We start from the raw sequence: 13203 nt of genomic DNA on the forward strand, positions 1-13203 counted from the left end.
GCTCACGCTTTCGCCATCTCCGCGACCACATCGTCGACGAATCGCGCGCCGAATGCCCGCGCCGGAGTCCACGCGCCCGGCTCGACTCCTCCTTCCATGACCCGCTCTGCCGCGAGAACCGCGGAGGCGGCCGTGAAGGTGTAGCCCTCCGGAATGCGCATCGTTCTGGACCTGCGCACCCCCGAAGCGTTCAACGCCTCTCCCCAGAGCTCGATGTGCGCTTTCCCCCGCTCCGTTTCGTCCGGTCCGCTGCGGCGATCTGCGATCCGCAGCAGCAGCCACTTCACCGGCGGCAGACCCACCACGGGAAGCAGCCAGCGGAGCATTCTCATCCGGCGAATCGTCTTCGGATGCGTAGCCGTGTAGACGCGAACATTCGGAATGCCCGTCGTGTGAAACGCCGTCGAGACGTCTCCCCACGGAATCGTCATCGACGAGCGAGGCCCGGACTCGTAAGGAATCTCGCGGGAATCCCACGCGACCGGGACTCGGACGATCCTCCCCTCTTTCCGGATTGCACCTCCTTTTCCGATCCCCTCGATCATCGTCTTCAGCGTTCCTCTGCTGATCCCTCCCCTCTTCGAGGAAAACGCGAGGTCGAGATGAGACGCGTCCGCGACATCCTCCGCAAGCTTCGCCGCGAGGCAGTCGGTCGGCACGACGTCGAAGCCGACACCCGGGATCATCACGATGCCCGCATCCTTCGCTTCGGCGCCGAGGCGCATGATGGCCTCGAAGACCTCGATCTCTCCGGTGATGTCGAGATAGCTCACCCCACCTCGTATGCAGGCGCTCACCATGGGAGCGCTCGTCTGCTCGAAGGGTCCCGCGCAGTGGAGAACCAGCTCGACATCGGAAATCTCGCGGTCGATTCCCTCGTCGAGCGCGAATGCACGACCTTCGAGCCCGGTCGCCGAAGCGAGCTTTTCGATCTGCTCCGGATCCCTCCCCGCGATTACGGGGCGCATCCCTTTTCGAAGCGCCTCGGTGACGATCAGCTTCCCGGTGAACCCGTACGCTCCATAGATCAGCCACCGCTTCGACATGGTTCATTCTAACCAGCGGCGTCTCGTCCGATGAGAAAGCGCCGGTGGAGTGGCTCAATCGCCATGCGTTGTCGGACCTGTCAGACGTGTCAGACCTGTCGGACCCGTCAGACCTGGGCCGCACCTTCATCCGACGGCAGAGTGATTCGAGTCGCTACTTCCTGTCGTTGAGCGCCCAGTCGTAGTCGTCGTAGCGAACGCGAACTTCCGACGCTTCGTTGATCACTTTCAGCTTGTCAGGGCTGAGGTATTTCTTCAGGAAGGCGATGTCGCCTCCGGCTTTCTCGAAATCCTCACCGAACCAGTCCATGATCTTCGTCGTGTAGACGTCGAGCCGGTTGCGGCTCTTGCGAAAGTGCACGCCGAGCTTGCCATTGAGGAACTTGCGCGTCTGGTCGTCGAGCTGTGCGTCGAGCCGGGCGCCGACGTACGGCTCCTCCCGGATCGGCGGGCAGCTCTTCGCCGCGCAGTTGATCGCGAAGTGGATCCGTGGATCGCCGAAACCTTCGCGGATTTTCACGTTCTCGACGTCGTTGAGCGACATCGGCCCGTCCGGACCTTTCACGTAATTCTTCTTGAAGACGTTCAGTCTGATGATCGGATCGGTCGAGATCGACCGGATCGAATCGACCGGATAGTTGTCGGTGACTACCGACACGGCGCTGATGTTGTAGAGGTTGATCCAGTAGGCGAGCTGCTCATTCCGGTTCAGCGACGAAACGTCGACCTTCGCCATCTCGTTGCGCAGCTTCTCGAGCCTTGCCCGGTCACGCTTCAGAGCGGCGTAGTCCATGCCGCGCGCGGGATCGTAATGCTCTTTCAGAATCGCTCCCCATTCCGAATAGTCGGGTTCCGCCCCCTCGGAAACCACCGGGAACGCTGCCAGGGCCATCACCAGAAACGCCGTCGCTCGTCGCATCGTCACATTCTCCTTCAGGAGAGATTACTTCAAAGACGACCGGATGATTCCGGATACTTTCAAAAGTGCCCGTGGCGGGACCGATCCTGAATGTCTATTCGAGTGCGCAGGCTCGCGAGCGCGGAGGCTGCCGCATCGTTCCGAGGCCCGGCGTGGCTCGATCCGGAGGGCGAAAGGGCGCCCACTGCAGAGGCCTGGGGGATCCAGCGCCGGCGGCGCGGCAGAAAGTAGCGCGCTACTTTCTGACCGCCCTGCCGGGGCGCATCGATCTCTTTCTTCCATGGCTCGAGATTGTGCGCTTGACCCGGGTTATTCGCGGCAACGCGGCTCCACCCCGGGCTGCAAGGGGCCTGCGGATCGTGGCTTGGCTCGACGATAGCACCGCCGCTGCGCCTGGAAGCGCCGAGGCTCCGACGGCATCCAACTTCGCGAAGTCACCGGCGGTCGAAGACCAGCTTCCGGCCCGGGTGCGTGACGAGGGTGAGCGTGTCCCCCTCGAGCTCGTAGTTGACCGTTTCGGAGAGGTCGGTGGTGAACTGGCCCTCGAAGAGGAGGCGCCCCTCGTCCCGGCATTCCATCTCGTTCATCGAAATGGTCGTGATGTCGATCTCGTCACCTTCCGCCGTGTAGGTACCGGTGAAGCCCCGGCATCCGGCGAATCCCTCGATGCGGCCGCGTTCGAGCTCGAGCGTGATCGTGGAGCCGGTCGGGACCCTCGCCCCCTCCATCGAGCGAAGTCTCCACTCGGTACCGATCAGGTCGTCCGGGTTCATCCGGAGCGGCACCCTCCGGTCGTATACGAGGAGCGTGTTCCCGGAATCGTCACGAAGATGGAGCTGGCCGTTCTCGACCGACCAGCGGGAGACGCGACCGAATGCGCGGAGGTAAGCCGTCTCGCGGTCATTGGCGGCGCGTTCGGCGCAGGCGCGCAACGTCTGCTGCATATCTCCGAGCTCGAGCCTCGAGCCCGTCTGCGCATAGGTGCCTCCGAACCAGTTGCAACCGGCGTAACCTCCGAGCTGATCATGCTCGAACGTGAGGGTTACGCGGGGCTTGGCGGGCACCGGGTTTCCCTCGATCGACACGAGCTCCCACTCGGTATCGGCGAGCACCTTCAACTCGCTCGTGGCGTCAGTGACAGCGGAACCGCTGCAGCCGGCAACCAGGAGAACCGCAAACGCGAAGAGTCTCATGGCCTGCCGAGCGATCAAGAAGCACGCCACGGGTCATCCGATCGGATCGCGCACGTAGACGAGAATGCTGGCGTCAGGAATCGGCAGTGTTCTGCCCCGTATGCTCTGCAAGACCTTCCGATTCCAACTCATCGAGGAGCGAGTTGAGCCGCGACGGTTCGACCCCGGGGCGGAACCCGAGGGATCGCGGAACCACCTCGAATCTCGCTTCGGTTCGCTCGCCTGAAGATCCGGTCATCAGGCCACGCCGCAACGCATCGTTGACGACGTCACGAAAGGCAACACCCTGGACGGACGCACGCTCCCGCAGAACGTCGTAGAGATCGTCGTCGATGGTCAGGGTGGTCCGCATCTGAACCATATACCTGATGGCTTTGATGTCAAGATGCCGATCCGGATTTCTCCGCTTTTCGTTCGATTTCAGCAAGCCGACATTTGCGCGAGTATGTGACGGGGCGGCTCGGCAGGAGCCTCGCCCTCCCAGAGGATGCGGAACGGGCGCACAGAGTTCACTTCCTCCAATCCCTGATCCCTGATCCCTGATCCCTGATCCCTAATCCCTAATCGGGCGGCGCCACCTTTCGCCGATGCGGCGGGCCGGTCTCGATTGTCCGCCAGGCGATTGCCGCGAGAACGATCACGCCGCCGGCAATGGCCCACGGCGACGGCCGCTCTCCGAGGACGAGAAAGACCCAGACCGGGTTCGAGACGGGCTCGATCATTCCCGTGAGCGATGCGGCGGTGGCCGTGACGCTCTCGAGCCCTTTCACGAAGCAGGCGTACGCGAGCGCAATCTGGAAGACGCCGAGAAACAAGAGCCATCCGAGCGATACGGGAGTGACCGCGAGGTCGTCGAAAACGAAGGGAAACAGCGCAACCGCGACGAGGACGTTCCCCCACGTGACCGCGGCCTCGGCGCCGGCGCCTCTCTCGAACCGGAGTGCGACGACGAGAATCGCGAAGAAGATTCCCGAGACCAGGCCCATCAGATTCCCAGCCATCGTTCCTCCGCCGAAACGGCCGATGAAGAAGAGCGCCATCCCGCCGATGGCAACCGTGCAGGCGATCGCGTCGCGGCGCCGCAGCGTCTCCTTCAGCACGAGTGGAGATGCGACGAGCACCCAGACGACGCCACTGTACTGGAGAAAAATCGCGTTCGCCGCGGTCGTCATCTTCGTCGCGAGAACGAAGGTCGTCAGGCAGATCGCGTAACTTCCGATCGCGGTGAGGAACGGCACCGTCCATCGCACCGCCCTGGGACGAAAGATCGCAAAGAGGACGACGGCCGCGATCGCCGATCGGTAGAACGCGACCTTCAGCGCAGGGTCGGCGACCGATTTGATCCCGAGCCCGCCGCTCGACCAAAGCAGCGCCGCCGCAACGACCCACCAGATCCCGCCGAATCCGCTCTTCATCGAGCCCGAGACTATACGCACGATCCGGCCGGGCAGAACAGAAATCCCTCGGACCGGCGAGGAAACCGGTCCGAGAGGCACGGCCCCGCTCTGCCGTCCTCTTCCATCGCGAATGACGTTACAGACTCTCAAACTTCAAGAATGTCACCAGTGCCGGAAACGACAGGCGGGCCAGCGTGGGATAAGTTCCTGCGGTCCGGCACTGGGTCGGAGCGCACGACGGAAAAACTCACCCATGACGAAGACATTCGACCGCGATAATGCCACGTCCATCGGACTGCTGACCCTGCGAGTGGGGATCGCCGGCTTCCTGATGACCCATGGCTGGGGCAAGCTTCAGATGATTCTCGACGATCAGTACGAGATGATGGGTGATCCGATCGGCATCGGGAATGTGGCGAGCCTCTGGCTTCTGATGTTCGCCGAGCTCATCTGCGGCGGCCTGGTCGTCATCGGACTCGCGACCCGGATCGCCGCGATCCCGCCGATCATCGCAATGGGCGTTGCCGCATTCGTCGCGCATGGGACCGATCCGTGGACGATGTCGGAGGGAGCGCGTCTGTTCTTCGAAGAGCTGTCGGAGTCGTGGGCGAGCAAACAGCCGGCGCTGATGTTCCTCGTCGTCTTTCTGACTCTGGCACTGACCGGGCCGGGCCGCTACTCGCTCGACGAGCTCATCCGGCGGCGGCGGGAGCGCGGGCACCAACCGGCCTGATCGACCCGACGTGACCTTCTCCGCGCAAATCTCATCGGATCGACACGATGACGCCACAATCGAGCTTCATACTTCCGATTGTGGAGGTGACACTTTGAGAAGAACCTGCGTAGCCGCTTCGATCCTGATCGCGCTGGCCGTCCCGCTGACTGGCGACGACCCTGCTTCGTGGACCCAGCCGGTCGAGCCATTTCGCGTCATCGGCAACGTCTGGTACGTCGGAACTGCCGACCTCACCTCGTGGCTCATCACGAGCCGGGAGGGTCACATCCTGATCGACGCTCCGATGGAGGAGAACGTCTCTCATATTCTCGGTGCGATCAGGAAGCTCGGATTTGATCCGCGCGACGTCGAGATCATGCTCAACAGTCACGCACACTACGACCACGCCGGCGGTTTCGCCAGGATGAAGGAGGCGACGGGAGCACGTCTGCTCGTTTCGGAGGCGGATGCCAGGCTCATCGAAAGCGGTGGAAGAGGTGATTTCGCCTTCGGCGACGACGCTACATTCCCTCCGGTAAAGGTCGACGGATTCGTCCTCGACGAGGAGGTGATCGAGCTCGGAGGCGTTCGCCTCACCGCGATGGCGACACCCGGCCACACGAAAGGAAGCACGAGCTGGCTTCTCGATGTCGTCGAAGTAGGAAAGAAGTACCGGGTCCTCTTCGCGAACAGCCTCTCCGCTCCTGGTTACCGGCTGGTCGGCAACGACAGCTATCCGGAGATCATCGAAGACTATCGACGAAGCTTCGAACGGCTCGGATCGGTCGACGCGGACGTCCTTCTGACCACGCACGGCAGCTTCATCCAGCTTCAGCGCAAGATCGAGGCGATGAAGGCCGGCGGTCCGAATCCCTTCATCGACCCGGCCGCCACGAAGAGCTACGTCGAGCGGTGGAGACTCCGCTTCGAGGAAGAGCTCGCGAGGCAGAGAAAAGCGCGGGGTCGGGTCTGAACTTGGAACTTAACGCCCGGAATATCCCGGCTTTCGACCAATTTCGGCGTTAAGTTCCAAGTTCAGACCCGACCCCGTATCGCTACCCCGCCAGTCCTCCGTCAGCCTCCGCTGGTCTGGATCAGGATCGACGAGTCGCGCGGAACGACTTCCACCTTCGCGGGCGACGAGAGCAGCTTTTCGGTTTCCATCACCTCGAGCACGGCATCGAGAATCTCCGGGTCCGTCTGCCTGATCTGGTTGAGCGTCTCCCCGACCACTGCCGGTCGCGATGCCGACGCCTCGGCAAGTTTCTGCGAGACCTTCTTTGCCGTCTCGCTCTGGATCAGCCCCACGCGGTTCTCTCCGTCCTGCCGCATGGCGCTGGTGACCTGAACGAGCCGCTTCACGACCTTCTCGGTGATGTTGTCGACCATCGAGCGATCGGTGAACGCGACCTTTCTGATGTAGACCGAGCCGAGCCTGTAGCCCCACTTTTCGCTGAGCGGCGAAACCGCCGCACGAACCGTCCGGCTCAGACTGTGCCGGCTCTCGAGCATCTTCTCCATCTCCAGATTCGACAGCGTGGAGATCGTCGAGCTGGCGACATTCGCCGAAAGCGATCCTTCGGGATTCGCATTGACGAAGAGGTACGAGACGGGATCGCTGACCTTCATCTCGTACCAGATGCCGACGCCCATCGGCGTCCCCTCTTCGGAGTTCACCATCAGCTTCCGGTAGTAATGCTGCTTCCAGGCGGTCGAAACCCGGTAGCGCTTACCGAAGAACGGGACGAGAAACGCGCGCATGCCGAGCTGCGTCATCGGGAAATTGAGACCCGGCTCGTCGAGCACGCCCAGAACCTTGCCGAATACCGTGAAGACCTGAGCTTCCCGCTCCTCGACGACGGCGTAAATCCCGAAACGTTTTGCGAGACCGAGGGCGATCGGAACGACGATCAGACCGAGAAAGAAAGCAATGAATGGCATTGGTGTCATCGGCTCAGTCCTCCACCCGGATGACGCGATCGGCCCGGGCATAGAGTGGAACGCGAAGGTTGCGCATGTAGGCTTTGAGCGCATCCCTCCCACCGGTGGTCTTGATCTTCGAAAGAATGGTCGCGAGCTCTCGAAGCGGCGCGACCTCCGCTTCCGCGTTGTTCCGTGCAATCTCCACGGCGCGTTCGCTCATCGTGATCTGCTGCTCGGCATCGGCACGAGCCGTTGAGATGTCGGCCGCGACCTGGTTTCGCGTCGAGTTGATCGCCGACAGCGCCTGATCGACCTCTGGCGGAGGATCGATCTCGGTGATCAGCGCTGCATCGAGCTCGATCCCATATCGTCCGATCGTCGAGTTGCACTGCTGCTCCATGTACTCATTGATCATCGGCAGGTTCTTGCGGAGATCATTGATCGACACTCCCTCGGAAAGCTCCACCGCCGACGGAGTACCGGCATCTCCCCCGACGAGCGGAGCTCCCTTCGGATCGGAAAAGTTGGCGATCCGTTCGCGGAGCACGGAGATGAAATACCCCATCACATGCTCAAGCGGGCTCTCGACGCCGAACAGATACGGATAGAGATTCTCTTCGGAAGCCCGGTAACGGATCTGGCCATTCACACCCGTCGTCAGGTTGTCCTTGGTGACGGCTTCAATGGTCGACTGTTGCTTTGTCGGATCCCAGACGATGTCGAGCGCCTGCGTGGCGATCGGTACCTTGTGCACCTTCTGCCACGGCATCTTCAGATACGGCCCTCCCGGCGGTATCACACGCAGTGCCGGGTAGGAGTAGAGATCCGCCTCGTCCTGAACGCTCGGATGCGTTTGTTCGCTCGCGCCCGGCATCCTCTCCGCGCGCCCGAAACTCGTCTTGACGGCTCTTTCGTCAGGCCGCACCGTGTAGAAACCTCGAATGCCGACCTTGAAAACGATATACACGAGCAGGCCTAGAATGAAGGCGATCAGACTCATGAAGAGCCCTCCTCAATTCAATTTTGAACCGACGACCGTGGACGTACTGCCGCTTTTCGACGCGGCAGATTACCACAGAGATTTCGCTTCCGGAGAGGCTGTACCTCAACTGGTGGTTATGCGTATCGGCGGACCCGAACCGGACTGGAGAGGTCCCCGGTTTTGCTCAGCGATAGGGCGCCGTGACGCCGCCGTCGACGATCTCGAATGACCACCTTTCCGTCGAGCGCCACGTCTTCGCTCAATCCCGCCGATCCTATACCCCGAGATCGCGAGGCTTCCGTCGTTCAGCGGGCACGTATCGTATTGAGGTAGTGGTGCCAGAGAATGCGGGCGGCGACGGCGCGGTACGGACGCCACACCTCCCCGATCTTCTCGAGCTCTTCGGTCGTCGGGTCAACCTCGAGTCGCTTGACTTCCCGGGCGGCCACCACGAGCGCGCGGTCTCCAGTCGGCCAGGCATCCGGCCTCAGCATGACCATGAGCAGATAGACCTCCGCGGTCCAAGGTCCGATCCCGGTGACTGATCGCAGCGCCCGGCGCGCTTCGTCATCGGACATCGACGCGAGCGCCGCCGGGTCGAACGAACCGGAGAGGATCGCTTCGGCGAGCAGTCGTGCATACCGTGCCTTCTGCCGGCTGAATCCGATCGCGCGGAGCGTTTCGTCGTCGAGCTCGACGAAGCGCCCGGGAGTGAGCTCGCCGCCCGCTGCATCGACGAGCCGGGCGAACGTTGCGCGCGCGGACGAGAGCGAAACCTGCTGCTCGATGATCAGCATGACGAGCGTCGCGAACCCCGGCTCTCGCGGAAGAAGCTCGGGGTACCCGTGGTCGCGGAAGACGCGCCCGAGGTCGGGGTCGAGCAAAGCGAGTCTCTTCACCGCCGCGCGGAACGATCGTTTCGTGAGCCCCTTCATCGCCCCAGCTTATCCCGTCAGTCGAGGAGGCTTCGGAGGCCCTTCTCCAGCGATTCGAGCACCCGGCCCGGGTTGCTTCTCCCGATCCGTGCGAGCTCATTCCAATCGGGACGGATACGAGGCTCTTCGATGGTGCCCCGCATCACCAGGGGGATCGAAACGTACCCACGCTCGTCGGTGAGTATGTCGACCAGCTCGTCCGGAATCTCCTTCACGCGCACCATAGCCCGCGGCGCGCCGACCCGCACGTCGAGATTCAGCGGCCCCTCGAGATCGACCGCCCCCTCGATGTCGAGTTGTGCGCTCTCGAGCGCAATCGTGAACGGAAGCAGACGGACCGTGCTCTCCGCGATCTCGAAATCGACGTCCGCCGGTTCCCATCGTTCACCGGCGATCGGCACTCCTCCGAGGAGCGACTCGATCAGCGCGAGATAAGGAGAAGAAGGGACCTCTCCTCCCGGCAGATGAACGCGGCCGTCTCCGCGAAGCCCATCCTTCTCGGGTCCTGCTCCCGTTCCCTCGAGAAAGAACTCCCCCGTCTCTCCTTCCCCCGAGCCTCCGAGCAGCGACGCGACGTGGAGCGGATCGCCTTTCAGGATGAGCCTGTAGGTAAAGGGCTCCGCCGCCGGATCGATCTCGAGCACCTCCGCTTCGAACTCTCCGAGCTCGGTCGCGAACTGGTGGCCATTGAGGATCAGCGTGCCGTTCTGCAGCGTCAGTGGTCCGCTCGAGTCGCGAGCGATGAGATCTCCGAGTTGAATCGAATCGCTGACGAGCGTGCCGTGCCCCGAGAGACCTTCGACCGCGCTCGCGGCAGGATCGAGCCGGAGCTCGTCGAGCTCCAGCCGGAATCCTCGAATCGCGAGCCCCGTCTCTCCATCCGACACGACTACGAAATTTCCATCCGTGATGAGGATCGACGAGATCACCATTCTCGCCTCGGAGCTTTCTTCGTCGGGGATCGCGAGCGCCGCCGGAACGGCCGCCGCACCGAAGAGCTCGCCTGACGCGCTGGTTTGGAGCTCGATACGGGGGCTTTCGATCTCGATGCGATCGAATACCCACTCTCCCCGCAGAAGCGGGAGCAACCGGTGCTCGAGCCGGACCGTTTCGATCTCGAGATCGAGGTCGCGGTCCACTCCCGTCGATGATCCCCGCATGTTCCGGATCGTCACTCCCCGAAGCAGACTCACCCGGAGCTCGTCGGCCTGGAGATCCATCTCCGCGCGCTCGCCGAGCCGGGAAAGAAGGAGCCGTCCGAGCTCGGGAGAATCGAATTCGACCAGACCGATCCCGATCACCGCCAGGAGAAGGATCGGGACTGCGATGAGGAGGATTCTTTTCACCGCCGAGGCTGCGATGCGGGAGCGGGGCCAAATGCGGGGCGCGACATTTTTCCAGCCCGCGTCATCCCGAGCCATTTGAACGAAGCTACGCCCCGGTTAAGCGGGAATGAACGCGAGATGCGCCGGAGAAAGGGCGATGTTGGGTCGGCGCTTCGCTGGGCATGACCTTGCGCCGGTGAAGCGGGAATGAAAACCGGAGCCCGCAAAACTCCGCACCCCATACTCAAACCGACGTCGTCCCGAGCGGGCGGTCGGGCGGGCAAGCGAGGGACCTTGCAGGGTGGGACATCAGGCCAAGCGAAGCGCTGCAAAAGGCTGCCACTTCATTCCGAGCCGAGGCTACGTCCGCGGTGCGGTCACTCTGCGGGCGACTCCGGCAGATCGGTCGCCGGGTCGCCTGAAAGAGGCTCCTTCGCGCGCTTCTTCTCCTGTGCACCGCCAAAGACGAGACCGAGACCCATTCCGAGAGCAAGCCCCAGCGCGAGATTGTCGAGCGCGACCCCGAACAGAAGTCCAATGGATAGTCCAATTGCGATACCCGCTGCGACCGCCTGCCCGGGCTGCGCCTTCTTCTTCTGCGGCTGAGGTTCCGTAACCATCGTCTCCTCCTGTTCGAACGGATTCAACCATAGCAAGACCTCTGTTGAAGGGCAACGATGAAGACGTAACTGACTCCTCCAACCTCCAACTTCCAACCTCCAACCTATTGCTCACTTTCCGGCTGATCCGCTTTCGGAAGAAACAGGTGGAATGTCGAGCCCCGGTTCTCTTCGCTCTCGACGAAGAGGTGGCCACCATGCGCGCGAACGATCTGGTGACTGACGGCGAGCCCGAGTCCCGTTCCCTTCGGCTTCGTGGTGAAGAACGGCTCGAACAGCCGTTCCCGGACATCTCTCGCTATCCCGGGGCCCTGGTCCCTGACCATGACGTGCGCGTGGCTGTGCGGATTTGCGAGAACACCAAAGCGACCTCCCCCGTCCCACGCTGGCGATGCAACGACGATTTCGATGCGCCCTTTTCCGTCCATGGCATCGCGTGCATTCAACAGAAGATTCATGATCACCTGCTCCATCTGCGAGCCGTCGATCGAAATCTCCGAGTCATGCTCGACCGAGAGGACGACTTCCATCTGATCGCCGAGGGCCATCCTGCTTGCGGCGACGAGCTCCCGCAGCCAGTCCCCGGCAGAAACCACTTGCCTCGTCGGAACGGCCGGTCGGGCGAACCGAAGCACCTCGCCGGTGATTCTCGTGCCGGTCTTAATTGATCGCGAAATCTGCCGGGCACACATCTGGAGACGCTCGTCCTCGCCTGCAACGCGTGCCACGACCTCTGCAAAGGGCTGGATCCCCATCAGGACGTTATTGAACTCGTGCGCTACATTCGCGGCGACACGACCGAGGCTGTCGATCCGCTCGGCCTGGGCGAGCTTCAACTCCATCTGAATCCGTCGGTTCTCGGCATCCCTGAGATTCGTCAGATCGATGCCGCATGCGAGAATCTGCCGCTCCCCGTTGTGGGTGAACGTGTCAGCTTTCCATCGAACGATTCGACGGTCTCCATCCCTGGTTCGAATCGGCTTCTCGTAATACTCGATGGAACCCTCTTCGAGCACCCTCTTAAGATCGTCGGCGGCCGTCTCCCGAGTGTCGTCGGTGACGAACAGATCGAACATCGAGCGTCCAATGCACTCCTCAGGGGAGTAACCGGTCACTTCCGCGAAACCCTGATTGATGCGAACGAAGCGCCCCTCGTCATCGATCACGATCACGAGCATTTCGGAAAAGTCGAGTACTTTCTCGAGAAACTGACGTTCTTCCCGAAGCTCCCGCTCGGTATCGACCCTTCTGATCGCATTTCCCAGAACCTCTCCGGCGATGTTGATCAGGCCGACTGTCTCGTCCGACCAATCGGCGTCCGCGAGTCCTTCGCAAACGAGAAGCCCCAGGTTTTCTCCCAGCGGCGAGATCGGAACCAGCAGAAGTGACTCGATCCGAGGATCGGAAAACAACCAGGTCTTCGGCTCCGCTTCGGGCGGAAGATCCTTGATACTGTTCACGCGTAAAGGCTTCGAGAGCCCGGACTCGTGGAACAGCGACTCGAACCGATGAAGCGGAACTCGACACTCGCCCCGTCTTTCCAGGCCCGGCCGAGCCCATTCGAATGTATTCGTCAGGTACTTCCGCGAGGGGTCCTTCGTATAAATGCAGATCCGTTCAGCTCCGATGAATCGCCCGAGATCGTCGAGCGCTTCCTGAACGGCTGGCTCGAGACTGTCGATCTCGCCTTTGTCGAAGCTCACCGAGAAACGATTGATCACGTGTTCCAGCCGCTGTCGATGCCGCAGCGCTTCTTCAGCCTTCCGGTTCTCGATCCGGGCGTCTGCCTCTTCTCTGGCACGAACGATTGCAGATCCCAGCCGCTGGAGTCTGTCCTTCAGGACGTAGTCGGCAGCTCCTTCCTTCAGAAACTCCACCGCTTTCTCTTCACCGAGAGCACCGGTCACGAAGATCACAGGGGTATCGGGATACTTCTCCTTCGCCATCTTCAGGGCCTCGAGCCCATTGAACGATGGCAGCGAGAAATCGCTCAGAATCACGTCGGGTTCCAGCTCATCCAGACACTTCCGGAAACTCTTCCGATCGTTCGCATAGGTACAGTCGAGCTCGAGATCTTCACGTTTCAGCTGCCTGCGGATCAGCTCCTGATCGACGGTCGAATCCTCCAGGTGAAGAAGCTTCAGCAAG

13 protein-coding genes are annotated in these 13203 nt (G+C 61.9%); 2 read left to right on the plus strand and 11 right to left on the minus strand.

Translation table 11 applies throughout. From position 1 onward, the window contains the following. Positions 1-2: 2 nt before the first annotated feature. The 5 genes from KY459_05440 to KY459_05460 form a co-directional block, all read right to left on the minus strand. Positions 3-1046 carry a saccharopine dehydrogenase NADP-binding domain-containing protein gene (locus tag KY459_05440; protein MBW3564147.1) on the minus strand — a complete coding sequence of 348 codons (1044 nt, stop codon included), beginning with the start codon at positions 1044-1046 and terminating at the stop codon, positions 3-5. A 154-nt stretch (positions 1047-1200) separates the two neighbouring features. Continuing rightward, a complete protein-coding gene (locus KY459_05445) occupies positions 1201-1965 on the minus strand; it encodes a DUF547 domain-containing protein (protein ID MBW3564148.1) in 765 nt (254 codons plus the stop codon). Between the two features lie 434 nt (positions 1966-2399). Next, the gene (locus KY459_05450; protein MBW3564149.1) at positions 2400-3158 is read right to left on the minus strand and encodes an META domain-containing protein; all 759 of its coding nucleotides are present in this window, start codon (positions 3156-3158) and stop codon (positions 2400-2402) included. 73 nt (positions 3159-3231) lie between these two features. After that, positions 3232-3510: a DUF2191 domain-containing protein gene (locus KY459_05455; GenBank protein ID MBW3564150.1), complete on the minus strand. Its 279-nt coding sequence runs from the start codon at positions 3508-3510 to the stop codon at positions 3232-3234. A 208-nt stretch (positions 3511-3718) separates the two neighbouring features. Next, positions 3719-4573, minus strand: a complete 855-nt coding sequence (locus KY459_05460; GenBank protein ID MBW3564151.1) for a DMT family transporter — start codon at positions 4571-4573, stop codon at positions 3719-3721. A gap of 235 nt (positions 4574-4808) precedes the next feature. Between KY459_05460 and KY459_05465 the strand changes: the two genes are divergently transcribed. Both KY459_05465 and bla read left to right on the plus strand, forming a co-directional pair. After that, the gene (locus KY459_05465) at positions 4809-5288 is read left to right on the plus strand and encodes a DoxX family protein (GenBank protein ID MBW3564152.1); all 480 of its coding nucleotides are present in this window, start codon (positions 4809-4811) and stop codon (positions 5286-5288) included. Positions 5289-5382: 94 nt separating this feature from the next. After that, a complete protein-coding gene (gene bla, locus KY459_05470) occupies positions 5383-6243 on the plus strand; it encodes a subclass B3 metallo-beta-lactamase (GenBank protein ID MBW3564153.1) in 861 nt (286 codons plus the stop codon). Positions 6244-6344: 101 nt separating this feature from the next. Here the strand turns inward: bla and KY459_05475 are convergent, their stop codons facing one another. The 6 genes from KY459_05475 to KY459_05500 form a co-directional block, all read right to left on the minus strand. Next, positions 6345-7220: an SPFH/Band 7/PHB domain protein gene (locus KY459_05475; GenBank protein ID MBW3564154.1), complete on the minus strand. Its 876-nt coding sequence runs from the start codon at positions 7218-7220 to the stop codon at positions 6345-6347. Positions 7221-7224: 4 nt separating this feature from the next. Continuing rightward, the gene (locus tag KY459_05480; GenBank protein ID MBW3564155.1) at positions 7225-8193 is read right to left on the minus strand and encodes an SPFH domain-containing protein; all 969 of its coding nucleotides are present in this window, start codon (positions 8191-8193) and stop codon (positions 7225-7227) included. A gap of 287 nt (positions 8194-8480) precedes the next feature. After that, complete coding sequence (locus tag KY459_05485) at positions 8481-9110, minus strand: DNA-3-methyladenine glycosylase 2 family protein (GenBank protein MBW3564156.1); 630 nt, start codon at positions 9108-9110, stop codon at positions 8481-8483. 17 nt (positions 9111-9127) lie between these two features. Then, positions 9128-10456 (minus strand): hypothetical protein, encoded by a 1329-nt coding sequence (locus tag KY459_05490; GenBank protein MBW3564157.1) that lies wholly within the window; start codon positions 10454-10456, stop codon positions 9128-9130. 356 nt (positions 10457-10812) lie between these two features. Further along, on the minus strand, positions 10813-11055 hold the full coding sequence (locus tag KY459_05495; GenBank protein MBW3564158.1) for a hypothetical protein: 243 nt from the start codon (positions 11053-11055) through the stop codon (positions 10813-10815). Positions 11056-11159: 104 nt separating this feature from the next. Continuing rightward, positions 11160-13202: a PAS domain S-box protein gene (locus tag KY459_05500; protein MBW3564159.1), complete on the minus strand. Its 2043-nt coding sequence runs from the start codon at positions 13200-13202 to the stop codon at positions 11160-11162. Position 13203: the final 1 nt, after the last annotated feature.

The organism is Acidobacteriota bacterium (assembly GCA_019347945.1).
GTDB lineage: Bacteria > Acidobacteriota > Thermoanaerobaculia > Gp7-AA8 > JAHWKK01 > JAHWKK01.

What these genes read in the sequence shown, in the direction of transcription:
- KY459_05440 (MBW3564147.1), bottom strand. Translation starts at nt 1,046, where the DNA reads ATGTCGAAGCGGTGGCTGATCTATGGAGCGTACGGGTTCACCGGGAAG.
- KY459_05445 (MBW3564148.1), bottom strand. Translation starts at nt 1,965, where the DNA reads ATGCGACGAGCGACGGCGTTTCTGGTGATGGCCCTGGCAGCGTTCCCG.
- KY459_05450 (MBW3564149.1), bottom strand. Translation starts at nt 3,158, where the DNA reads ATGAGACTCTTCGCGTTTGCGGTTCTCCTGGTTGCCGGCTGCAGCGGT.
- KY459_05455 (MBW3564150.1), bottom strand. Translation starts at nt 3,510, where the DNA reads ATGCGGACCACCCTGACCATCGACGACGATCTCTACGACGTTCTGCGG.
- KY459_05460 (MBW3564151.1), bottom strand. Translation starts at nt 4,573, where the DNA reads ATGAAGAGCGGATTCGGCGGGATCTGGTGGGTCGTTGCGGCGGCGCTG.
- KY459_05465 (MBW3564152.1), top strand. Translation starts at nt 4,809, where the DNA reads ATGACGAAGACATTCGACCGCGATAATGCCACGTCCATCGGACTGCTG.
- KY459_05475 (MBW3564154.1), bottom strand. Translation starts at nt 7,220, where the DNA reads ATGACACCAATGCCATTCATTGCTTTCTTTCTCGGTCTGATCGTCGTT.
- KY459_05480 (MBW3564155.1), bottom strand. Translation starts at nt 8,193, where the DNA reads ATGAGTCTGATCGCCTTCATTCTAGGCCTGCTCGTGTATATCGTTTTC.
- KY459_05485 (MBW3564156.1), bottom strand. Translation starts at nt 9,110, where the DNA reads ATGAAGGGGCTCACGAAACGATCGTTCCGCGCGGCGGTGAAGAGACTC.
- KY459_05495 (MBW3564158.1), bottom strand. Translation starts at nt 11,055, where the DNA reads ATGGTTACGGAACCTCAGCCGCAGAAGAAGAAGGCGCAGCCCGGGCAG.